Annotated in this window: 28 protein-coding genes and 1 tRNA gene; 11 read left to right on the forward strand and 18 right to left on the reverse strand. The window is 60.0% G+C overall.

The features are described 5' to 3' along the window. Positions 1-304 precede the first annotated feature (304 nt). From CO583_RS07525 to CO583_RS07535, 3 genes are read right to left on the reverse strand one after another with little or no spacing between them, the layout of a single operon-like run. Positions 305-1285, reverse strand: a complete 981-nt coding sequence (locus tag CO583_RS07525; protein WP_248630703.1) for an NAD-dependent epimerase/dehydratase family protein — start codon at positions 1283-1285, stop codon at positions 305-307. Between the two features lie 2 nt (positions 1286-1287). Continuing rightward, complete coding sequence (locus CO583_RS07530; protein WP_052348988.1) at positions 1288-1797, reverse strand: DUF192 domain-containing protein; 510 nt, start codon at positions 1795-1797, stop codon at positions 1288-1290. Positions 1798-1826: 29 nt separating this feature from the next. Then, positions 1827-2474: an MBL fold metallo-hydrolase gene (locus CO583_RS07535; protein WP_154980863.1), complete on the reverse strand. Its 648-nt coding sequence runs from the start codon at positions 2472-2474 to the stop codon at positions 1827-1829. Between the two features lie 521 nt (positions 2475-2995). Here CO583_RS07535 and CO583_RS07540 point away from each other — a divergent pair. After that, complete coding sequence (locus CO583_RS07540) at positions 2996-3556, forward strand: CHAP domain-containing protein (protein WP_227449743.1); 561 nt, start codon at positions 2996-2998, stop codon at positions 3554-3556. A gap of 45 nt (positions 3557-3601) precedes the next feature. Here CO583_RS07540 and CO583_RS07545 read toward each other — a convergent pair whose 3' ends face one another. The 9 genes from CO583_RS07545 to rfaD form a co-directional block, all read right to left on the reverse strand. After that, positions 3602-4057, reverse strand: coding sequence for a 23S rRNA (pseudouridine(1915)-N(3))-methyltransferase RlmH (locus tag CO583_RS07545; protein ID WP_043559281.1), 456 nt, complete (start codon positions 4055-4057; stop codon positions 3602-3604). Positions 4058-4084: 27 nt separating this feature from the next. Beyond that, positions 4085-4489 (reverse strand): ribosome silencing factor, encoded by a 405-nt coding sequence (rsfS, locus tag CO583_RS07550; RefSeq protein ID WP_408902068.1) that lies wholly within the window; start codon positions 4487-4489, stop codon positions 4085-4087. 5 nt (positions 4490-4494) lie between these two features. Beyond that, the gene (locus CO583_RS07555) at positions 4495-5085 is read right to left on the reverse strand and encodes a nicotinate-nucleotide adenylyltransferase (RefSeq protein WP_043559278.1); all 591 of its coding nucleotides are present in this window, start codon (positions 5083-5085) and stop codon (positions 4495-4497) included. Positions 5086-5172: 87 nt separating this feature from the next. Beyond that, positions 5173-6267, reverse strand: a complete 1095-nt coding sequence (ychF, locus tag CO583_RS07560) for a redox-regulated ATPase YchF (protein WP_043559276.1) — start codon at positions 6265-6267, stop codon at positions 5173-5175. A gap of 75 nt (positions 6268-6342) precedes the next feature. Continuing rightward, on the reverse strand, positions 6343-6912 hold the full coding sequence (gene pth / locus CO583_RS07565; RefSeq protein WP_043559272.1) for an aminoacyl-tRNA hydrolase: 570 nt from the start codon (positions 6910-6912) through the stop codon (positions 6343-6345). Positions 6913-6926: 14 nt separating this feature from the next. Continuing rightward, positions 6927-7541: a 50S ribosomal protein L25/general stress protein Ctc gene (locus tag CO583_RS07570; RefSeq protein WP_043559269.1), complete on the reverse strand. Its 615-nt coding sequence runs from the start codon at positions 7539-7541 to the stop codon at positions 6927-6929. 105 nt (positions 7542-7646) lie between these two features. Next, positions 7647-8429, reverse strand: coding sequence for a peptidoglycan editing factor PgeF (gene pgeF, locus CO583_RS07575; RefSeq protein ID WP_249103334.1), 783 nt, complete (start codon positions 8427-8429; stop codon positions 7647-7649). Then, positions 8426-9253: a prolipoprotein diacylglyceryl transferase gene (gene lgt / locus CO583_RS07580; protein WP_181005229.1), complete on the reverse strand. Its 828-nt coding sequence runs from the start codon at positions 9251-9253 to the stop codon at positions 8426-8428. Before lgt ends, pgeF begins: the two co-directional genes overlap by 4 nt. Then, positions 9250-10230 carry an ADP-glyceromanno-heptose 6-epimerase gene (rfaD, locus tag CO583_RS07585; RefSeq protein WP_043559263.1) on the reverse strand — a complete coding sequence of 327 codons (981 nt, stop codon included), beginning with the start codon at positions 10228-10230 and terminating at the stop codon, positions 9250-9252. The genes lgt and rfaD overlap by 4 nt, the downstream gene beginning before the upstream one ends. Positions 10231-10377: 147 nt before the next feature. Between rfaD and CO583_RS07590 the strand changes: the two genes are divergently transcribed. From CO583_RS07590 to CO583_RS07605, 4 genes are all read left to right on the forward strand, one after another. Continuing rightward, the gene (locus CO583_RS07590; RefSeq protein ID WP_043559260.1) at positions 10378-10662 is read left to right on the forward strand and encodes an accessory factor UbiK family protein; all 285 of its coding nucleotides are present in this window, start codon (positions 10378-10380) and stop codon (positions 10660-10662) included. Positions 10663-10695: 33 nt separating this feature from the next. Beyond that, positions 10696-11508, forward strand: coding sequence for a pyrroline-5-carboxylate reductase (gene proC / locus CO583_RS07595; RefSeq protein ID WP_043559257.1), 813 nt, complete (start codon positions 10696-10698; stop codon positions 11506-11508). Positions 11509-11573: 65 nt separating this feature from the next. Further along, positions 11574-12239 (forward strand): TetR family transcriptional regulator, encoded by a 666-nt coding sequence (locus CO583_RS07600; RefSeq protein ID WP_081562465.1) that lies wholly within the window; start codon positions 11574-11576, stop codon positions 12237-12239. A gap of 70 nt (positions 12240-12309) precedes the next feature. Beyond that, positions 12310-12384 (forward strand) — tRNA-Gln (locus tag CO583_RS07605). A 120-nt stretch (positions 12385-12504) separates the two neighbouring features. Here CO583_RS07605 and CO583_RS07610 read toward each other — a convergent pair. From CO583_RS07610 to mlaD, 6 genes are all read right to left on the reverse strand, one after another. Next, positions 12505-13350, reverse strand: a complete 846-nt coding sequence (locus tag CO583_RS07610; protein ID WP_052348986.1) for a hypothetical protein — start codon at positions 13348-13350, stop codon at positions 12505-12507. 391 nt (positions 13351-13741) lie between these two features. Further along, positions 13742-15772, reverse strand: a complete 2031-nt coding sequence (locus tag CO583_RS07615) for an NAD(+) synthase (RefSeq protein ID WP_249103363.1) — start codon at positions 15770-15772, stop codon at positions 13742-13744. A gap of 47 nt (positions 15773-15819) precedes the next feature. After that, positions 15820-16353, reverse strand: coding sequence for a disulfide bond formation protein B (locus tag CO583_RS07620; RefSeq protein ID WP_043559250.1), 534 nt, complete (start codon positions 16351-16353; stop codon positions 15820-15822). A gap of 33 nt (positions 16354-16386) precedes the next feature. Further along, entirely contained in the window at positions 16387-17043 is a 657-nt protein-coding gene (locus CO583_RS07625) for a DUF2155 domain-containing protein (protein WP_249103337.1), read from the reverse strand. After that, positions 17040-17288, reverse strand: a complete 249-nt coding sequence (locus CO583_RS07630; protein ID WP_248461201.1) for a hypothetical protein — start codon at positions 17286-17288, stop codon at positions 17040-17042. Before CO583_RS07630 ends, CO583_RS07625 begins: the two co-directional genes overlap by 4 nt. Next, a complete protein-coding gene (gene mlaD, locus CO583_RS07635) occupies positions 17285-17860 on the reverse strand; it encodes an outer membrane lipid asymmetry maintenance protein MlaD (protein ID WP_249103339.1) in 576 nt (191 codons plus the stop codon). Before mlaD ends, CO583_RS07630 begins: the two co-directional genes overlap by 4 nt. Positions 17861-18121: 261 nt before the next feature. Here mlaD and CO583_RS07640 point away from each other — a divergent pair, with 261 nt between their 5' ends. From CO583_RS07640 to CO583_RS07665, 6 genes are all read left to right on the forward strand, one after another. Further along, complete coding sequence (locus tag CO583_RS07640) at positions 18122-19621, forward strand: vitamin B12-dependent ribonucleotide reductase (RefSeq protein WP_227656489.1); 1500 nt, start codon at positions 18122-18124, stop codon at positions 19619-19621. Between the two features lie 162 nt (positions 19622-19783). Continuing rightward, positions 19784-20143, forward strand: a complete 360-nt coding sequence (locus tag CO583_RS07645) for an AtpZ/AtpI family protein (RefSeq protein ID WP_043559245.1) — start codon at positions 19784-19786, stop codon at positions 20141-20143. Next, complete coding sequence (locus CO583_RS07650; protein WP_043559242.1) at positions 20121-20870, forward strand: F0F1 ATP synthase subunit A; 750 nt, start codon at positions 20121-20123, stop codon at positions 20868-20870. Before CO583_RS07645 ends, CO583_RS07650 begins: the two co-directional genes overlap by 23 nt. 54 nt (positions 20871-20924) lie before the next feature. After that, positions 20925-21152, forward strand: coding sequence for an ATP synthase subunit C family protein (locus CO583_RS07655; protein ID WP_018979931.1), 228 nt, complete (start codon positions 20925-20927; stop codon positions 21150-21152). 11 nt (positions 21153-21163) lie between these two features. After that, the gene (locus tag CO583_RS07660; protein ID WP_081562459.1) at positions 21164-21736 is read left to right on the forward strand and encodes a hypothetical protein; all 573 of its coding nucleotides are present in this window, start codon (positions 21164-21166) and stop codon (positions 21734-21736) included. Between the two features lie 2 nt (positions 21737-21738). After that, entirely contained in the window at positions 21739-22239 is a 501-nt protein-coding gene (locus tag CO583_RS07665) for an ATP synthase F0 subunit B (protein WP_081562458.1), read from the forward strand. The last annotated feature ends 9 nt before the right edge of the window (positions 22240-22248 follow it).

Here is a 22248-nt window from a genome sequence, read left to right on the forward strand (position 1 = left end):
AGCGTTCGCTCTGAGCCAGGATCAAACTCTCAGGTTCAATCCAGACCAACAGAATAAAACATCTAGCTCAATTCAACGCATCAAACTTAAAGTCAGATACATCAGCTTCCGTCTTCCATCAGCCTTCGCCAACGAAAACGCCGCCAACATATCCCTTCCAGTCTCTACTTTATAACCCATATTCTCTTGTCAATGACCACCCCAGCCGCCCCAGAACTCCCGCCCCAGCGCCGCCGGTGAATGGGCTTATACGCAGATCCCCCTCACCGCACAACCCCATCACACCAAAAAAATCAAAAAAACTTCAAAAAAAGTTAAAATATTCTGAATTTCCGCAGAGCCACGCCACAAACCGGCTGATTCCTTCCTCCAGAGACACCTGCGGTTCCCATGGAATCGCTGCCTTCAGAGCGGTCGTATCAGCCCATGTCTCCAGCATATCCTCCGCAGGTCTGGGAGCTTTCTGGATAATGGCCTGTCGTTCCAGAGATGTTTCAAGACACCGGATCAGATCCCTCACAAGACGGGGCTGCCCATATCCCACGTTGAAGAGTCGGCTTTCTCCTGCACTCGGCGGCGCATCCATCAGATGCAGAATCGCCTCTACGACATCATCAATATACGTGAAATCCCTTGCCAGCCCTTCGGCATCCCAGAGGGTCAAAGGATGCCCCGCCTGAATCGCTCTGGCAAAACCATAACAGGCCATGTCCGGGCGCCCCATCGGGCCATATACCGTAAAGAAACGCAGACCGGTCTGGGCAAACCCGTAAAGATGACTGTAGGTCTGCGCCGTAAGCTCGTTCATCCTTTTGGTCGTGGCATAAAAAGATGCCTGCGCCCCAACAGGAACGGATTCGGAGAAAGGAAGGGCCGCCGAAGGCCCATACACGGCGGAGGACGAGGCATAGAGAATCTGCCGCAACCGGGACAGGGTCCGGCAGGCTTCCAACAGACTGACCTGACCAGCAATGTTGTCCTCTATATAGGCATGGGGCTTGAGCCGAGACTGCCTGACCCCCGCCCGGGCAGCGAGATGCAGAACCGTATCAATGTCAGGATACTGTGCGAACAGACCTGCCAGGGCAGCCTGATCACGCACATTGGCCCTGACATAATGAAAGCCAGACTGCCCATGCAGTGCAGCAAGCCGCAAAGGCGCCATGGCCGGAGTGGACTGCTCACTATCAAGCCCGATGACACGCCATCCACGAGCCAGCAGGACACGGGCCACATGGGACCCGATGAACCCAGCAACCCCTGTTATGAAAACCGTGCGGGACACATTCAGTGTGCCCCACCAGGCAGAGCATCGGACACGATGCGGTTCCCCACCACCAGCCCCAGCCTTTCCGCCGTTCCGGCAGGAAGCTCCAGAACAGCCCGGACAGGCCCATGACTGCTGATGATTCCCTCACTCAGGGGTGTTGTATGTTCCTCAATGGCGTGAATGCGGTTCTGATCATCAATGAAGATCATGTCCAGCGAGATGAAGGTGTTGCGCATCCACATGGCGGATTCCTGCGGGGCAGGCCAGACAAACAGCATGCCATGATCCGGCTTTATCTCCTTGCGGAACATCTCACCCACTTCCTGCTGGCGTGGCGTGCTGGCCACTTCCACCCTGAAGGCATGGCTGCGCCCGGTCTGATCGGTAATGGTCAAGGCAACTTCGGGTAATGGTGGCTGTGCCTCCGTAACCGTTTCTTCAGCCCGAACCATGCCACCAGCAGCAGCCAGACCCGCCAGGACGAGTCCACCTGCCAAAAGACCCCACTGATAAACTCTTTTCATCATCCCTCTCCTTATCTGCACCACCATGCCGATCAGTGCTGAAATGCCGGATTATGCTGCCGCTCTTCCCCTATCGTGGTCGGCAGGCCATGACCCGGCAGGACGATGGTATCGGCCGGAAGAGTGAACAGTCTGCTGCGGATCCCCTCCAGCAGCTGTCTTTCATTGCCATAGGGGAAGTCTGTCCGCCCCACCGTACCACGGAACAGCGTATCACCGGCAATCACCAGCCCTGCCTGCCGCAGGATGAACACGACATGACCGGGCGTATGACCGGGAACATGAGCAACCTCAATGTCATGCCCAAGAAAGGACAGTATATCCCCGTCGCTGGAAAAACGGTCCGGTGTGACGCTTTTCATGCCATCCAGCCCGAAAGCAGCCGCCTGCTGCTCGATTCTCGACAGCAGAAACAGGTCCTCCCGCAACGGCCCGATGACAGGCACGTCACCCCCCTGCCGGTCCGTCAGCAGTTTCTTGAGGTCGGCAGCACCTCCGGCATGATCAAGATGACCATGTGTCAGCAGGATGGCCTCGACATGCAGCCCCTCGGCTTCCCGGGCCAGCCGCACACTTTCTCCGCCAGGGTCGACAACAATCGCCCGCCCCATCTGGTCCGACAGAATCGTGCAGTTCTGACGAATCGGTGTCACGGTCACTTTCCGCAAGGTTAATTTCATGACGGGCTTCCATTTCCGGGCATCAAACAAGAAATGATCTACAACGTCATACCCCTACCCGACAAGAAACCACCACTTCCCCACACTCCACACCCATGAAATAAAATACTGCAGCAAGAAAAGCAGAGTAGACGAATAGAAGATTCGGATCTAAATACAGTTTCTGGAGCCATTTCTCCTTTACCTTTCCGGAGGGCCATGCCTCTTGCAGGCTTTGCCTTGCCAAATGAGTATGATCAGCCTGAAACATATTTCTAATTGGTATATATTTCCTAATGTTAAATCTTATTCAGGTTTCTCTGCCCATTTCATGCCATTATTTGTCTTGTCATTCACAGGCTTCTTCTGATAGTTTCCCGGAACTACTGAAAGAGTGAGGTCCACTTCGGTCAAACAGAACGGGAAGAGGTATCATGCGCCGTGCCGGGAAACGGTTATTTTTATCATGTCTGGTATTATCTGCGGCAGCATTCTGCGCTCCCAAGGCCGAAGCGAGGCACCATGTCCGCCATTCAAGCCGTTTGATCAGAAGCAGCCACTTCCTGCACAGGCATTACCGCCACTATGGTCATGCCCATGTCATCCAGTGCGTTGCCTATGTGCACCAGAGCACGGACTTCCACATCCGTGGCAATGCACGGGACTGGTGGCGCAATGCTGAAGGCATGTACGCCCGTGGCCAGCAGCCCGAGCCCGGTGCTGTCCTCAGCTTCCGTCCCACACGCCGTATGCCACTTGGGCATGTTGCCGTTGTCCGTCGGCAGATCGACAGCCGGACCATCATGATCGACCAGGCACACTGGGCCTCCAACGGCATCAGCCACAACACGAAAGTGGTAGACGTGTCTCCTGAGAATGACTGGACAGCTGTCCGTGTGGCTCTCCCGGGCAATGGGGAACGTCTCGGCAGCATCTATCCGACGCATGGCTTCATCTACAACCGTCAGGACGGTTCTGCCCCTGTTTCCACACGGTACCGCAATGTCATTGCCAAAGGAACGGCCAGTGACATGGAAACAGCCTCCGTTCCGGCTGATGCCAGCTTCTTCGGAGACGAGGCTCCCAGCCGGTCTCTCCAGTAAGAACTGGACCTCACGACCGTAATCCCACAAAGCCGGACCGTTCCCTCAGGGACGTCCGGCTTTGTGGTATGGATGACCTGTCTGGATGGACTGTGCCCGGAAGAGCTGCTCCGCCAGCATGACCCGCACCAGCATGTGTGGCCATGTCAACTTCCCCAGCGAAAAAACAGCATCCGCCCGCTGAAGAATGGCGGCATCAAACCCTTCGGCTCCCCCAATCATGAAACAGACAGGGCGGCCACTCTCCTGCCACGTCTGCAATCGGGACGAAAAGGCCGGGCTATCCAGCAGACGGCCCCCTTCATCCATCGCCACAAGAAACGCATTGTCAGGACAGGCAGCCAGAAGGGAATCGGCCTCCCGCCGTTTCAGTTCGGCAGGAGCACCCCGGCCCTGGGCCACTTCCACAATCTCCAGCTTCGGGCGCAACCGGGCGCAGTACCGCTCCAGCAGCTCCCGTTCCGGGCCGGCCTTCAGCTTTCCTACGGCGATGAGCTTCATCAGAAAACCCTCTCGCCAGCCACCACCTCATTCAACGGCAATTTCTTCCACAGCCGCATCAAAGTCACCACCCCACATGCGTTCCAGCGCATAAAGCTCACGGCTTTCCGGCATGAAGAGATGGACAACCACATCTCCTGCATCCATCAGAACCCAGTCACTGCCCTGGTCCCCTTCAATCTGCGGGCGGGCAAGATTTTCTTCCTTCAGGCGACGTTCCAGATGCTGGGCCATGGCAGAAATCTGACGCTCGGAAAGACCGGAAGCAATGACCATGCGCTCAGCGAATCCGGCACGACCTGTCAGGTCCAGCACGACAATGTTCTCGGCCTTGTCTTCATCCAGACTGTCCGTAATGACAGACAGAAGACGGGCCAGCCCTTCCTCATCACTATGAGGGGCGGAAGCGGGGGTTTCAGTCGCGTTGATGATGGTTCTCACTCCTGATCGACAGACGGGCAGAACAGCCCCTTTTGACGCAAAGCGGTCGAAGATATGTCATTCTGAGGTGCCGAAAGGAATGTCCAGCCCGGCCCACTTCCTTTTTCTAGCAGAAGAGACGCCGCCCTTCCATCACGACGATGATGCCGCAGGACGGAACTGGCCCGCCCCTTGAGGGCCGGTATGATGCTTCCGGGACGAGGCAGGACAGCAATCGGCACCATCTGCGCCAGCCGCCGCCATGACCGCCAGCGGGAAAACTGGGCCAGCCCGTCTGACCCCATGAGCCAGACAAAACGGCACTGTGGGAAACGCTGCCGGAGCATGGCCACGGTCCGGACCGTGTAACGCTGCCCCAGCTTCTGCTCTATGTCCGTGGCGATGATGCGCCGTCCATCTGCCAGAGCCTGTGCCGTTGCCAGCCGCCGGGAGAACGGCGCCATTCCCTTGCGGGGCTTGAGGGGATTCCCCGGAGACACCATCAGCCAGACCTGATCCAGCTTCAGACTTGCCAGAGCCTTGCGGGCCAGCTGGATGTGCCCCTCATGCGCCGGATTGAACGACCCTCCCAGCAGGCCGATGCGCATCCGGCGGCCATCCCCGAAACGGGATGCAGCAGCCCCCAGCGGAGTCGCCGGGAGCCTTTCGGGACGAGGCCCCTTCATGAGGCTGTCTTACACGTTGAAGCGGAACAGCAGGACATCACCATCCTGCACGACGTAATTCTTGCCCTCGACACGCAGCTTGCCGGCCTCACGGGCACCCGCCTCGCCCTTGTAGGTGACGTAATCATCATAGGCGATGGTTTCGCAGGCGATGAAGCCACGCTCAAAGTCATTATGAATGACGGCTGCCGCCTGCGGGGCCTTCGTACCTGCCGTGATCGTCCAGGCCCGGGTCTCCTTCGGCCCTACCGTGAAGTAAGTCTGAAGGCCCAGAAGGCGATAACCAGCAGCAATCACACGGTCCAGACCGCTGTCCTTCAGGCCGAGGCCATCCAGAAACTCGGTCCGTTCCTCAGCCTCAAGCTGGCTGACCTCCGCCTCGATGGCCGCAGAGACAATGACAGCCCCGGCACCTTCCGCCTCGGCCCTCTTCCGCACCTGCTCGGAATAGGCATTGCCGGTCGAAGCCGCCGATTCTTCCACGTTGCAGACATAAAGGACGGGCTTGGTCGTCATCAGCTGGAGGCGGGCAGCCTCTACTTCTTTCCCCTCAGGAACGGCCGTACGGGCCGGTTTGCCCTCACGCAGGGCGGCCAGCAGCGGCTCCATGAGTTCCAGCTGTTCCTTGGCCTCACGGTCATTGCCACGGGCACGCTTTTCCAGCCCGACCTTGCGGCGCTCCAGACTGTCCAGATCGGCCAGCATCAGTTCCGTCTCGATGATGTCCGCATCCCGCACGGGATCCACACCGCCCTCGACATGGGTGATGTCATCATCATCAAAGCAGCGCAGGACGTGGATGATGGCATCCACCTCACGGATGTTGGCGAGAAACTGGTTGCCCAGCCCTTCCCCCTTGGAAGCCCCACGGACCAGCCCGGCAATATCCACGAACTCGAGGCTTGTCGGCACGATGCGCTGGGAATTGCCAGCCTTGGCCAGAACCTCCAGCCGTTCATCCGGCACGGCCACCCGCCCCGTGTTCGGCTCGATGGTGCAGAACGGATAATTGGCAGACTGTGCCGACGCTGTCTGTGTCAACGCATTGAACAGGGTGGATTTGCCGACATTGGGGAGGCCGACGATCCCGCAGTTGAACCCCATTCGCTCTCTCCCCTTTCTGTGCCCTGCCGGTCTGGCTCATCTCTCGCCACCGCAGGCCTGTTAGATTCTCTGTTTTCAGTTCCGCCGCAAGGCTGTTTTCGTCATGAAGGCCTCATGCTCACCCTGCGCCAGAAGTGGCGTGGCATCGGCCATGTCATCCAGCCACAGCTCCAGCTCAGACCGTTCCGTGCTGGAGAAATCCCCCAGTACATGGCCATGCACCTTTTCCCGGCTGCCCGGATGGCCGATCCCCAGCCGCACACGCCAGTAATCAGGGCCGGGCAGGGCCTTGTCCATGGAGCGCAGGCCATTATGCCCGGCCGCTCCCCCGCCCCGTTTGACCCGCATCTTTCCGAAGGCCAGGTCCAGCTCATCGTGAAAGACGGTAATCTCATCCTGTGGGATTTTATAGAAACGCGCTGCCTGCTGCACGCTGTCACCAGACAGGTTCATGTAGGTCAGCGGCTTGAGCAGAAGAACCTTCTGCCGCCCGACCATGCCTTCCGCCGTTTCCCCACGGAAGCGCTTGCGCCACGGGCCGAACCCGTGGCGCGCAGCGATCGCATCGACCGCCATGAAGCCGATATTGTGCCGGTTGCGGCTCATTGATGCGCCCGGATTACCGAGTCCGACCCAGAGCTTCACAACCGCAATACCCCTTACTTGGCTTCAGCTGCTTCCTCAGAAGCCTCTTCCGGCTCCTCGTCAACCGTCGGCGGAGCGATGGAGGCAATCACGAAGTTGGGGATATGCAGGGTCGGTGTGGAGTGCTCCGTCCCCTGGAGGTCGTCCCAACGCACGTTGTCGTTGATGTCCAGCTTGCTGAGGTCAACCGTGAAGTGCTCAGGGATGTTCTCGACCGGAACTTCCACGTCAACGGAGTGACGGGCAATGTTCAGCACGCCGCCACGCTTGATGCCCGGAGCCTCATCTTCACCCGTGAAGGTGATGCCCACCTGAACATGCACGCTCTGGCCAGGAACCAGACGCAGGAAGTCGATATGGATCGGCGCATCGGACACCGGATGGAACTGGATGTCACGGATCAGGGCATGGACCTGCTCACCACCGATGCTGAACTGGTACAGGCGGGACTGCCAGGCACCACGGTGCAGCTCTTTCATGATGATGCGGGGGTCGATGGAGACCAGAGCCGGCTCCTTCTTGCCACCGTACACCACGCCCGGGACCATGCCCTCACGACGTGTTGCGCGCGCTGCCCCCTTACCTGCTTTGGCGCGCTGGGAGATCTCCAGTGTCGTTACTTTCGCCACGTTATACGCTCCTGCGTTCTGAAATTGTCATGCCCAACCGGCCTCCAGGGGTGCCGGATGGTTGCCCCGCCCTAGCGGAAAAAAGCGAAAAAGACAATTTTTTTATCAGTCCAGCCCCGCACGGATGACAGCAATCTGGCGGCCCGTCCGCCCGTCACCATGCACTGTTGCCCGGCGATGGCTGAAAAAACGCTCCTCCGCCAGCGTATCATGGCCTGTCCATTCTGCCTGCACGCCCTCTTCTGCCAGACGGAACAGGCAGAAAGCGGGCAGATCAAACTGATAATGCCCAGCTCTTGCTGCCTGGCTGAAAAACCGCTCGCCCTCCGGGTGCCGTTCCAGAACGGCCCGGCGCATGTCCTCACCCACTTCATAGGAGACAGGGCCGATGCAGGGCCCCACCACGGCACGGAGTCCCTCCGCCCCCAACAGGCGCATCTGCCGGACTGTCTCTTCCAGCACACCTCCCACAGCTCCACGCCAACCTGCATGGGCTGCACCAACAATCCGCCCATCGTCCGACGACAGCAGCACAGGGGCACAGTCCGCCGTGGCTACGCCCAGGGCAATCTCCGGGCAGTCCGTCACCAGCGCATCACCCGCCGGAAGGGCCTCGTGGCCCTGCGTATGAGACCAGACCTCATCAACCTGGCGCAGCACATGCACATCCGCTCCGTGAACCTGCCGGAGCGCAGCAAACCGCTCCAGCTCCACACCCACGACAGCCGCCATCCGCCGCCTGTTCTCCTGCACGTTGTCCAGCCGGTCCTGCGTCCCCAACCCGCCATTGAGGGTATCATGGGGAGCCACAGACACGCCCCCCTCCCGGGTAAAGAAGCCATGCCGGACAGGCAGAAGCGGCGACCGTAAGAAGACAGGCTGTGTCATTCTGCAATCCAGTCCGTCTGCCGGGCGGGACGGCTGAAGGCATGAACCATCAGGCCAATCCCGGCCAGTGCCATGGGCAGGCACAGGAGCTGCCCCATCGTGATTCCACCAGCCAGAAAGCCGATATTGTCATCCGGCTGGCGGAACAGCTCACAGAAGGCCCGGGCACAGGCATAGCCAAACAGGAACAGCCCGGACAGGAACCCGGCCCGTGCCCGCAAGGCTGGGCGGCTGACAGCCAGCAGCATCACGACCAGCAGCAGGACACCCTCCGTCAGGGCTTCATAAAGTTCGGACGGATGCCGTGGCTCCGGCCCGACAGCGGGAAAGATCATGGCCCACGGCACGGCACTCGCCACTGGCCGTCCCCAGAGTTCCCCGTTGATGAAATTGGCACACCGCCCCAGAGCCAGCCCGATGGGCACCACCACGACGATCCGGTCCGCAAAGGCCAGAAAGTTCAGGCCCCGCCGCCATGTGAACAGGGCCAGTGCAATGATGACCCCTGCCGCTCCCCCATGAAAGGACATGCCGCCCTTCCATGTGGCGAAGATTTCCAGAGGATGGGACAGAAAGAAAAGCGGCCGGTAGAACAGGACATAACCCAGCCGCCCCCCCAGCAGCACACCCAGCACCGCATAGGCAAGGAAATCATCCACGGCTACCTTCGTTGCCACCTTCGGCCCAAGCTGGACCAGCCTGCGGGCCAGGGGCAGGGCAATGATGAAAGCCAGAATATAAGCCAGAGCATACCAGCGCACCACCAGCGGCCCGATCTGGAAAGCAACGGGGTCCAGCCCCGGGAAGATAAGCGGATGTGTCACAGATACGGCCTTCCTGATGCCAGATACCCCTTGATGTAATGGCTGATCCCGTCCTCCGGTGTTGTGAAAGGAGCCGTATATCCAGCCGCCCGCAGTGCCCTCATGTCAGCCTGCGTGAAGGACTGGTACTGCCCCCTCAGGCTCTCTGGCATCGGAACATAATCGATCTCTGCTGCCCGTCCCGCCGCAGCACAGACAGCCCGGGCCAGAGCCTCGTATGTACAGGCCTGTCCTGTCCCGCAATTGAACAGCCCGCTGACGGCAGGGTGTTCCAACAGCCAGAGCAGGACATTCACCACGTCCCCGATCCAGATGAAATCACGCTTCTGCTGCCCATCCGCAATATCCGTCCGGTCGGACTGGAACAGACGGATGGGATTACCGGCCATCAACTCATCATATTTTACCTTGATGACCGAAATCATCCGCCCCTTGTGATACTCATTAGGGCCATAAACATTGAAGAACTTCAGACCGGCCCATTGTGGTGGGGTCGGTTCCCCAGCCTCTACCGTCCGCTTCACCCAGAGGTCGAACGCCTGTTTGGACCAGCCATAAAGATTGAGCGGCTGCAATCCCTCGATGCTGTCCAACCCGTCTGCAAACAGCTCTGGCCGGTCTGCCGCCCCATAGGTTGCTGCCGAAGAAGCATAAAGGAACGGCACCTCATGCTCCACACACCACCGCCAGAGCTGCTGGGACAGGGTGACATTGCTCTGCCAGACCAGGTCTCCATCCCGGGCCGTCGTTTCACTGATGGCCCCCAGGTGGATGACGGCCTCCACCCCTCTCACCGTTGCCAGAAAAGCGGAAAATTCATGGGGGGGAATGATCTGGTGGGGAGGATGGCTGGCAAGATTGTGCCACTTCCCCTGATCATGCAGATAATCCACAATGACAGTCCGCCGCCCCTGCCGGAACAGGGCCTGCTGCACGCATGAACCAATAAATCCGGCTCCGCCGGTGACGATAATCATTCTTCCTGTATAGTCTGGCCAGATGCGGCTTCCAACAGAAAGAACGCAGAAACAGGGATGACGGTTGACAGACCGGCTTCCTGTTCTGAAAGAGTCGTGGCGGAAAAGACGGTCCGTTTTCAATGCTGAATGTCCAGGAGTAGCACCATGGTCTCTCGCCCCCGTTTTCTCGATGATCTGACCGGCCTTGCCGGAACGGCGTTTTCTGCCGCATCCGGCCTGCGGGAGGAGGTCCATACGCTGATCCGCAGCCAGATCAACGAGATGCTGTTCTCCCTCAACCTTGTCCGCCGGGACGAATTCGAGGCCGTGCAGGAAATGGCCAGCCGCACCCGGGCCGAGCAGGAACGGACCGAACAGCGCCTCAGGGAGCTCGAAGCACGACTGGACGAGCTGGAACAGGCCCTGACAGCCCCACCCTCACAGCACTGATTTTTCACAGGACATGAACGGAGACTTCCCATCATGACAGCTCCCACCCTTCTTCTCGTCGGTTGCGGCAAAATGGGCGGCGCCCTCATGCGGGGCTGGGTCAACAGCCCGAACCCGCCACGCCTCTTCATCCTGGACAGGAAGCTCCAGGACGCCCCGGCAGGCAGCACCGTCTTCCGTACACCGGAAGAAATCACTACGGACGTGACACCGGACATCATCGTCCTGGCTGTCAAACCAGCCGGTGCGGAAACCGTGCTCAAAGCCCTGCGACAGAGCCTCGGTGCCCGCATGGACAAGGCCGCCCTGCTGTCCGTCATGGCAGGCAAGAACTGCGAAAAGCTGGCTGAATGGTGTGGCCGGGCGGACATGCCCATCATCCGCACCATGCCCAACACACCTTCCAGCGTTGGAGCAGGCAGCACGGGGCTATACGCCTCACCGCATGTCAGCAGGGAACAGAAAGAGCTGGCCATCCGCCTGATGGAGCAGGTTGGTACGGTCGTCCCCGTTCCACATGAGGAAGACCTGCGGTCTGTCATCGCCATTGCCGGCTCTGCTCCCGCCTATGTCTTCCTGCTGGCCGAACTGCTGGAAAAAGCAGGGCAGGACCTGGGGCTGGAACAACAGGCCGCCCGTACGCTGGTCCGCAGCATGATCTACGGTGTGGGCAAGATGCTGCATGAACTGCCGGACGATGCCGAAACCCTGCGCAGGAACGTCACCAGCCCCAACGGGACAACGGCCGCAGCCCTGAATGTCTTCATGGCTGAAGAAAACTGGCCCCGCCTGATCCCGCTGGCAGCCGAAGCCGCCATCAAACGGTCCCGTGAGCTGGATGACTGACATCGGATGCAGGCAGACACCACTCTGCCTGCATCACCATAGCCGCACGGACAGGGAAAACCATCATGACTCTTGACCATCACGACCCGCTTTTCGACAGGACCATGATTGAGGCCACCCTCCAGCTCGCCCAGAGCCATGGCTGGCAGCGTGTCTCTCTTGTTGATGCTTCACGTGAAGCGGGGCTGCCCCTCCAGCAGGTCCGGCAGCGTTTCCCGTTCAAGTCCATGATTCTGATCCGGCTGAACAGCCAGATTGATGATGCCGCACTCTGCGGGGAAAGTTACGGTGCGACTGTTCGTGAACGGCTGTTTGATCTGCTCATGCGGCGTTTTGATGCCATGCAGGATTACCGCTCCGGCATCTGCGCCATCATGCACACCCTCCCCCGAGACCCTGCCCTGGCAGCGCTTCTCGCCGGAACCACGATGGAAAGCCTGCGCTGGGTCGCTGATGCCGCAGCACTGGACCGTCACGGCCTTGGTGGCATGATCCGCCTCAACAGCCTGCTGGCCATATGGTCCAGAACGCTGGCACGCTGGGAGAAAGACTCAACCCCAGACCTTGCCGATACGATGCAGGTGTTGGACAGCACGCTCGCCCGTGCCGAACGGATGGGCCTGTTGAAGGAATCTTCCGCCTCTGGGCAGGCTGACATGGTTACAGAAGAGGGTGGACTGCCCGACCATGTTGCCCCTGAGGAAAACAGTAATAACAACGTGTTGGACTGATCCCTCCTACAAAAAATGGCGGCCCTCTCTTTACCCTTCTGGCCGTTCGGGATAAGAGAAGAGTCTGCGTTGGGGCGTAGCCAAGCGGTAAGGCAGCGGATTTTGATTCCGCCATGCGGAGGTTCGAATCCTCCCGCCCCAGCCAGTATTTCATCCCTGAAAATCAGAGCATGAAAAAACGCCGCTCCCTCTTCGGAAACGGCGTTTCATCCGTAGCTGCACTCAGATGCTGTCTGCCCTCCCTGACGAAAGGGCAGACACCCCATCAGAACTTCTGGAAGTCCTTCGGGTGAAGCTGGTTCTGATCAAGGAAGGTGATCTGGCCCTGATCATTCGGCAGCTCGATGGTCGTGTTGCCACCCTTGACGGTCTGATGCTCAAGCATCTGGCCGATCTGCTCGTCCGTCGCCTTGAGGCCAACCTTGTTGCCCGCAGCCTTGCCAAAGTCGGTAATCGTGTAATGACCGCCCTTGTTGTTCAGGAACTGGAAGAGATTGGCAGACCCGCTGCCACCACTCAACGTAGCACCGGCATCAGTGCCACCACTGACCGTATTGTGCACGGTGATCGTGTCGGACGCCGTACCACCCTTGATGGTATCACCAATTCCGGCAAAAGCCTGAAGAGACTGATGGGACTTGGATGCATCAAACAGGATGTTGTCCGGATGCAGGGCATCACTCTGATGATCCGTCTTGAAGACGCTCTGACCAGCACTTCCCTGGCGGGCATAGTGATAGACACTATTGGCCGTCCCGAAGATGGTCGCATTGTTACCAACAGAGTGGGTACCGGACCCCACACCACCAAGGAAGCTCAGCGTTCCACCAAGGGAAAGCCGCGTCCCATCCCCGGCAGCGGAGATAGTATCCTGACCACCCAGCACAGTTGCCTGCGGCAGACTGGTCGCATCATTCCCCATGCGGAAATCAATTGAACCATTGCCCACGACATCAGACGGGGCCAGCGGCGTGCCATCACCAGAGCCTGAAGAAGACACCAGAGATGCAAAGGAGGTTGAAAACAGTCTGTTCAGGTCCTCTGCCCCCTGCGTGGGGATGCTTACAGGATACTGATGCTGCTGCCCTCCCGGGACGGTTACAATAGCCACGAAACTTCACCTCAATGCAGCGTTGTCACACTCAACTGGGCCAACAGGCAGAACTGCCGCCACAAACGGAACGACCGGCCCTTCTCACCTCCCCCTTGAGCTCTGAGGGTCAACATTTTTCATGGCCTCCTCGGGTCCAAATTAAGGAATATCTGTGACACCCCCCTCAAAACCCTACGCTTCAGCACGAATTCAGGAGCTGCCTGACAAGGACTCTCTTTTCACTCATGAGTAGTAAACATCTGGCTTCTGAATTACAACAGATTTATTTATTTTTGATTAAACAAATCGTCCATCAGGTGCAAACCGCACGACGCCTTCCATGAGAATCACATGGAAGGCGTCCATCAACTGCCGAGACTACGAATCTGGATTTGCGGAACAGCCAGCCTTACTGCAACCGGGACTCGAGCCGCTCCAGAGCAGCCAGCCAGAGCGTGGCTGTCCCATCAGATGGCGCCCGCCAGTCCCCACGGGGGGAAAGACTCCCCCCAGCCACCACTTTCGGCCCATTGGGCATGGCCGACCTCTTGAACTGGCTGGTTGCAAAAAAACGCCGCATGAACAGGCGCATCCAGTGAATGATGGCCGGCAGGTCATAGGCGACCCGGTCCTGCTGCGGATAGTTCAGGGGCCAATCGCCCCTTCCCGCATCCCGCCATGCATGAAACTGGAGAAACGCTATCTTTTCAGGCGGGAAGCCATACCGCAGCACATGATAGAGAGTGAAATCCTGCAAGGGATACGGGCCTATCATCTGTTGGGTACTCTGCACCCCCTGCCCCTGATCGGGCACCAGCTCCGGTGAAATCTCTGCCGAGACAATCTTCTCCAGAACAGTACGGACCGATGCCGAGAAGCTCCCATCATGCCCCACGGCCCAGCGTATGACATGCTGGATGAGTGTCTTTGGCAACCCGGCATTGACATTGTAATGCGCCATCTGGTCCCCGACGCCATAGGTGCACCAGCCCAGCGCCAGCTCGGACATGTCTCCCGTACCGATCACCAGCCCCTGATGATGGTTGGCCAGACGGAAAAGGAAATCCGTCCGCAAACCTGCCTGCACATTCTCAAAGGTCACATCATGGACAGGCTCCCCACGCCCATAGGGATGGTCGATGGCCACCAGCATGGCTTTCGCCGTGGGGCGGATGTCCAGCTCCCCGGCGCTGACACCAAGGCTCTCCATCAACCCATGGGCCATGGCAAGGGATGCACTGCCCGTCGCAAAGCCCGGCATGGTTCTGGCCAGAATGCGGCTCCGCTCCCAGCCAAGGCAATCCGCCGCCTTGACCGCCACCAGAAGGGCCAAAGCACTGTCCAGTCCGCCCGACACGCCAATGACCATGGTCCGGGCATGAGCTGCCTTCAGCCGCTGGCACAGCGCCTGAACCTGAATGTTCCACGCTTCCCGGCAATCCTGCTCGCACTGCTCCGGGCGGGAGGGCACGAAAGGAAAACGGGGCACATCCCTCATCAGCCCACGGTCCTTCACCTCCGGTGCCAGAGTGAAACGGACATGACGGATTCCATCATCATCGGCCGGGACGAAATAGCCCATCTGAAGCCGTTCCTGCCGCAACCTGTCGAGATCGATATCCGCCATGATCATGGCACCCTGCTGGAGGAAACGCTCCGACCGGGCCAGGCAGTCCCCGGCCTCATGGATGAGAAGCTGACCATCCCAGGCCAGATCAGTCGTGGATTCGCCCTCGCTGGCTGCTGCATAAAGATAGGCGCTGACGGTCCGCATGGACTGTGCCCGGCAGAGCAGGGTTCTGTGCTCTGCCCGTCCAACCGTCACCGGCGAGGCTGAAAGATTGGCCAGCACCGTGGCCCCGGCCACAGCCAGGGCTCCGCTGGGAGGCTGGGGAGCCCAGAGGTCCTCACATATTTCCACCCCCAGCACCAGACCGGAAACATCCTCTGCTTCAAACAGGATGTCCGTCCCAAATGGCACGGCACACCCTCCCAGCATGATGGTTCCGGAGCAGCCCTGACCACTGGTGAAATGCCGGGGTTCATAAAACTCCCGGTACCGGGGCAGCATCGTTTTGGGGACAGTGCCGAGAATCCGTCCCCGGTGGAAAATGGCCGCACAGTTGTACAGGGCATCTCCCCGCCGAACGGGCAGACCAACGATGCCAACCGTCATGCATCCTGCCGTCGCCTCAACCAGAGCCAGCAGAGCTTCCAGCGCCCCATCCAGCACCACCTGCTGGAAGAAAAGGTCCTCCAGCGTGTAGCCTGTCAGCCCCAGCTCCGGGAAAACCGCCACGGCAACACCCTGCTCATGGCAGCGCTCCAGCCACTCCTGCACGATCCTCCCATTCTGCCGGGGGTCGCCCAGAGTGATGGGCGTGGTACAGGCCGCAACACGGGCAAAGCCCTGCCGGTAAAGACACAGAAAATCAGCCATGGTCATGGCGGCTTCCTCCCGTTGGAGACTCCTCTCAGCCTGACAGCTCACACATCCAGCCGACCATTCCGCACAAAACGGAACAGACGGTGCGTCTCCATGACAGCCAGACCAAAGACCAGCACGGCATACAGGGCAGAAAGCGTCGTCATGGAGACAGGCAGACCGAAAGGATAATCCGGCAGGTCACAGGGTTTCGTGGGCCGTGCAGGAAGATGGGCCATCCAGTCCGCAAAATCATGCCCTTCCACAAGGCCAACGTGACATTCCGCCGCAGGGCTCGGCCACAACCCATGCTCCACCCCGACATGAAGAACCCCCAGACCGACGCTGACCGCCAGGCAGACCAGCCCGGCCACGGCCGCCCAGCGGGCATAACGGGGGGACAGGACCAGAGCCAGCACACCCAGCCCCAGCAGCACGCGCCAAGGTCCCCGCTCCCAAAGGCACAGCTCACACGGCACCATGTGCAGGAATGTTTCCGCCACGAAAACGATCAGGAACACGAGCAGGGCGGCCAGGACATACAGCCCACCAATATGCCAGACGGCCCTGATCTGCCGCTTGTCGGTAAACAGCATTCCCCTCATCCTCCCAGTCTCATCCATCCAGCCTCAATGCTGGGTGCCCACACCCTGCGCCGGTTGCGGCGGTAGCAATGGAGCCGCCGGTGGCAACAGGGATGTCGGCCCGGATGAGGCGGCTCCCTGCCCACCACTACCACCAGAAGAAGGCGGTGCCAGCACGGTCGCCCCCCGTCCTTCATCCGCCTCCACATGCGGGGCAATGGCCATGGGCAGCTGCGGCTGCACAGGCGCTGGCAACGGCCCAACCATGGGGTCTACCCTGTCCCCATCACAGGACACGACCTGCACATCATACAGGGCACCTGCATACGCTCCCAGGGCCGGATCGTCCGTGAACATCCATCCCTCGAAGGGCGGACTGCCGGATTCCTGTTTCTCTTCAATCTTCAGCAGGATGGCCGTCTGCGCCGGGAGACCATCCGGCCTCTGAAGGCACCGCTCCAGCCGGAGGGACAGAGGCCCATAAACAGCATCATCCCCCACATGCAGCGGTACGAGTTCCACATGGGAATCCAGGCGCCGCATGATCCGCAGCACGGCTCCATTGCGCCCCTGCCACGCCGTGGCCGGATAAACAGCCGGAGCGGCCACACCCCGGACTCCTTCCGCCCGCAGGTTCTCCGGCACCGTGGCCAGCAGCCCCGCCAGACAGGACAGGGCCAGAACTGTCTTCCTGATCCTCACTCCACACCTTCCTTTTCCACCACCTCGACGACACCACTTTCCACCATCACATCGGCCAGAAGCCGCTCCATGCGGTGCCGCAGAAAGACAGGCCCAACCTCCATGAGCAAAGCATCGGCGCAGGCATCGCGCAGCACCTGCCTCAGTTCCACTTCATTGTCCCGCAGGACACGCAGCTTTCCCGTGCAGCTTATGGGCTGCCCCTCCCTGTCCAGCCAGGTCTGCTCATCAGAGGCGTGGCTCACGGTGATGTCTGCCCTGCACCAGGCGCCGGCTCCGGAACGGCCGCAGAAGCGGCGGCCGACTGCGCTGCCGGAGCAGCCTTCTTCTGAAGGGAGTCCGTGACCGAAAAAATGAACTTGCTCAGCAGCTGCTCAAGGCTGATGGCCCCCTGCGTTTCACCAATGGTCCCGTCAGGCGCCAGCATGGCCGTATCGCCACCCGGCGTCAGCGCCACATATTTCCCGCCAAGAAGGGAATCCGACGTGATGATGGCCCCGCTATCCACTGGCAGGTGTATGTCCGAAGCAACGGAAAAAACGACATTGGCCTGGAAGGTGTGTGGGTCCACCTGCATGCTCCGCACATGCCCGACAGTTACGCCTGCCAGCCGGACATCCGAGCCCACACTCAGCCCGTCAACATGGCCAAAGGCCGCATGAAGGGGATAGCCACTGTCCTGCGGATGCTGCCGCCCGACAAGAGCCAGCACGACAAGCACCACCAGTGCAGCAGCCGCCACCAGCCCGACCAGCAATTCCATCCGCTCCCGGCCAGCCCGCCTTGCTGCGATATATCCGGCATTGTCCGAAGCCATGAACACATCCTCATTCAAGCATTGTTGACCCATCATGCAGTCACGCCGTACCGCTCTAGCGGACTCAGCCCTTCACGTCCAACATCCTGCATGATGGACGCCATTTTTTCTTTTTCCTCCCAAGGCTGGCAGTTATCCCCCATATCCCCATTTTTCTGCCCGCTTATGCCCGTTTTCCCCCTGCGGTCATGGTTTCATCATTCCCCCTTCAGTACTAGACTCGTCAGCATGAAAGCGCATCTTCACTGGAATGGCGTTCACATGAGAACGCTTCAGACGAGCATCGACCCCGACAGCACAGCCCTGCGTGCGGTCACCCTTCCTTCTGTCTGGAGTGATGACGCCGCCCAGGCGCTTGTCCAGCTGGCCCCGGCAGAAGGTGGGCCTGTCCGCCTTGCCAGTGAATCCGCCCGCTGGGTGGAGATGATCGACACCACCCCCCACCTGCCACACAGCCCGCAGGATGCTCCGCCGGTCGGCCGTGGCCTGTCCTGCCTGCTTCTGATGCAGCAGATGGCACCCAACGCGGCTCTCTGGCGCAATGAGCCGGACGGGCAGCCCGGCTTCATCATCCGGCTTTCCGGTTTCGTGCAGGATGGCATTTTCGCCACGGAACATTTCGCAGCCTGCCTGAAGCTGGCCTGCGACAGCCTGCGTCGGCTGGATGCCGCACGGCGCCCCTACCGCAGCGGCGACCTTCCGCTTTTTGATGACCCTGCCCCCCGTGGCGACAGTGACGGTCCCGCCGGCATTGTCCTGCTGACAGACCTGGACGCCTGCCTGGCGGGCCTCGGGCTGGATTATGACAGTGACGAAGGCCGGGCCATTGCCACAGCCATCACCCGTTTCACACGGCTTGTTGCCCACGCCGGTACTGCAACGCCGGAAAAAGCCTTCTCCTGCCCGCAGGCACCAGACCTGGAGCAGGCCAGCATTGCCATCAGCGCCGCCACACAGTCCCTGTCCGGCCTTGCCACGATCGAGACCGGGTTCTCCTCCCCCGGGCCGGTCGATGCCCTGCTGGATGTGGAATCCTGCGGGCTCGGCCCAATTTTCTCGCTGGTCAACAGTCAGGGTGGGCTGCGTCCTTCCACTCTGGAGCGTCTGGCCCACAAGGGCCTCTCACCGGAAGCCGCCCTCGCCCTGACACTGGACGGACAAACACCCCTCCAGCCAGCTGGTGCCAAGGCACACGCCCTGATGCATGACGCTGTCCTGCCCTTCTGCGACCATCTGCCGGCCCTGCCCGAGCCGGAAACGGACGACCTCAAGGAGAAGCTGGGCCGTGGCGTCCGTCGTCCCCTGCCCATGCGTCAGGGGGGCTTCAGCCAGCGGACCTCCATTGGCGGGCACCGTCTCTTCATGCGGACCGGTGAATTTGAAGATGGCAGTCTGGCATCCCTGTCCCTCACCCCTCCTCGGGAAAGCCCCATGGCCCGTGGGCTGATGGAATGTTTCAGCCAGGCCGTCAGCATCGGCCTCCAGTTCGGCGTGCCGCTGGAGGTGTTTGTCGAGCAGTTCGCCTATTCCCGCTTCGGAGCCTGCGGCACGGTGGAAGGGGACGAAATGGCCAGCTATGCGACATCCATGCTGGATTATGCCTTCCGCGCCCTTTCGGAGGCCTATCTGGGCCAGCGCATGCCTGATGCCCCTGCCGAGTCCGGCGAAAAACAGCATGAAGCCCCCATGCTGCCCTTTGGGCCGGAGCAGGACGGTCCATCCTCCCGCCCCCGGAACAGGAAGCTGCGCCTCGTCGGCTGAGGCGCCATGCCAGAAATGCAGGGCGGGAAATCATTGACAGTGACTGAACAGCCTGTCTAGCTAGACCTGTCCAGCACGGGCTTCCTTTCCGATGGCGCCACGCCACGAAAGGAACGGAGCGCTGCCCCGCCAGATACGGCGGGGAGTTATGGGGGATCGCGCATGATCGATCACGATACAGCCAGACGTGAGCCGTTCGATGACCGTCTCGCCCGGCTGGAGCAGAAGGTGGCTCCCCGGACCGGGAAAGCGAAGCCGTCAGCCCTCTCAGAACAGTCCTCCCTCGGCATGGCCTTCCGCATCGCCAGTGACATGATTGCCGGTATTGCTGTTGGTCTGGGCATTGGCTATGAGCTTGACCGATGGACAGGATACAGGCCTGTGTTTATAATTGTGTTCGCCATGCTTGGCATGGGAGCCGGCCTGCGGAATGTCTGGCGTGTTGTGAATGTGATGGATGTCCCCGAAAGTGGGACGCAGAAAAACGGGAGAAGCCAGCGTGGCCAGCGGATCGACGATTGACGCGCTCGGGCAGTTTGAGCTGCATCCGATTTTTGGTTCTTTTGGTGAGGCCCTGTGCCTCTCCCAGGCCCCGCTGTACATGGTCATCAGTGTGGCTGTCGTGCTGGCGTTCCTCTATCTCGGCATGAAGCCGAAGGCTGTTGTGCCCGGTCGTCTCCAGGCTGCGGCGGAGGTCAGTTACGAGTTCGTGCACGGCCTGGCTGTCGATACCATCGGTGAGAAGGGCACGGCCTTCTTTCCCTTCGTCTTTGCCCTGTTTTTCTTCATCCTGGCCGGCAACTATATCGGTCTGCTGCCATTCTCCTATACATTCACCAGCCACATCGCCGTGACCTTCGCCCTGGCGATCACGGTATTCATTCTCTGCATCCTGACCTCGCTGCGGTTCCAGGGCATCGCCTTCCTGAAACATTTCATGCCGGAGGGGGCTCCGGTGGCCCTGTGCCCCATCCTGATCCCCATCGAGATTCTTTCCTACATCTCCCGCCCCATCAGCCTGTCCATCCGTCTGTTTGCCAACATGGTGGCCGGGCATGTGCTGCTGGAAGTCTTCGCAAGTTTCACGATCATGCTTGCCGGTCTCGGAGTTGTCGGCGATGTGCTGGCTGTCACTCCGCTTGTGCTCAACATCGCACTGACGGCACTTGAGCTGCTGGTAGGGCTGCTACAGGCCTATGTCTTTGCCATCCTTACCTGCATTTACCTGCGTGAGGCTGTCGATCACTGAGTGACCGATACCTCCACGTGTTTTCCTTCGCCCTGTCTTAAAGGAACCTGAACCATGGATCTTCTTCATCCCGCCCGTGAGATTGGTGCTGGTCTTGCCGTGATTGCTCTCGCCGGTGTCGGTGCTGGTATCGGCAACATCTTTGCCGCCCTGGTGAACTCCATCGCCCGCAACCCGGCTTCCCGCCCGCATGTGTTCGGTCTGGGCATGCTTGGCTTCGCCCTGACGGAGGCCATTGCCCTCTTCGCCCTGCTGATTGCCTTCCTTATTCTCTTCGTCTGAGGGCAGGACCCATGCGCCTTACGCCTCGTTTCCTCCTGTCTGCCGCCGCCCCCCTTGCGGCCTTACCGGGCCGGGCCGTGGCGGAAGGCATGCCCCAGCTCCACTTCAAGGATCCCCTGTTGCAGGGGCAGGTGGTCTGGGGTGCCATCATTTTCATCGTCTTCTACCTGCTTCTGAGCCGTTCCGCCCTGCCTAAGGTGGCGGATGTCATCAAGGCCCGTGAAGTCCGCGTCCGGAACGATCTGGACGTTGCCCGCCGCGCCCGCAAGGATGCCGACCAGGCCCAGAAGGAACTCTGCGAGGCCCGCGAGAAAGCCATGGAAGAGGCCCGCGCCACCATCCAGGGCATCCGCGATACGGCCAAGGAGAAAATCCGGGTTCAGGCAGAAGAAACAGCAGCCCGCCTGGAAGCAGAGATCAAGAAGGCTGAAGCGCAGATTGCTCTGTCCCGCAGCAATGCGCTGGGCAGCATCAATGAGATCGCATCCAGCACTGCTACGGTTCTGACAGAGCGCCTTGTTGGCACAGCCGACCAGCAGGCCATTGCCGCTGCTGTTGAACACGCCCATGCTGCGAGGAGCTAAGCATGTTTCATGAACCCCGCTTCTGGACAGCACTTGCTTTTGTCCTGTTCTTCGTCATCTTCGGTCGCAAGATATGGGCTGTTGTCACATCCAAGCTGGATGACCGGGCTGATGAGGTCCGCAAAAATCTGGATGAGGCCACACGTCTCCGCCGTGAGGCCGAGCAGATGCTCGAAGATTCCAGACGTGACCACAAGCAGGCTCAGGAAGAGGCTCAGGCACTGATTGCCAAGTCCAATGCTGAGGCCCAGCAGCTGCGTGCCCAGGCCGAAAGTGATGCGGCAGAGATTGTTGCCCGCCACGAAAAAATGGCCCGTGAGCGTATTGAAGCTGCCGAAAAAATCGCCCTGCGCGACATCCGCCGTGAGGCGGCCGCCTTGGCCTTGGCAGCTACAAAGGACGTTCTTGGTAAAAAGCTGGCTGAAGACCCCGACCTTGCCAACAGGCTCATCAATGATGGCCTCAAAGCACTCCCGCAAGCCTTTGGTGACAAAGCTGCGTAAGACATCATG

It is taken from the genome of Parasaccharibacter sp. TMW2.1882 (assembly GCF_023337635.1).
GTDB classification, from domain to species: domain Bacteria; phylum Pseudomonadota; class Alphaproteobacteria; order Acetobacterales; family Acetobacteraceae; genus Bombella; species Bombella apis.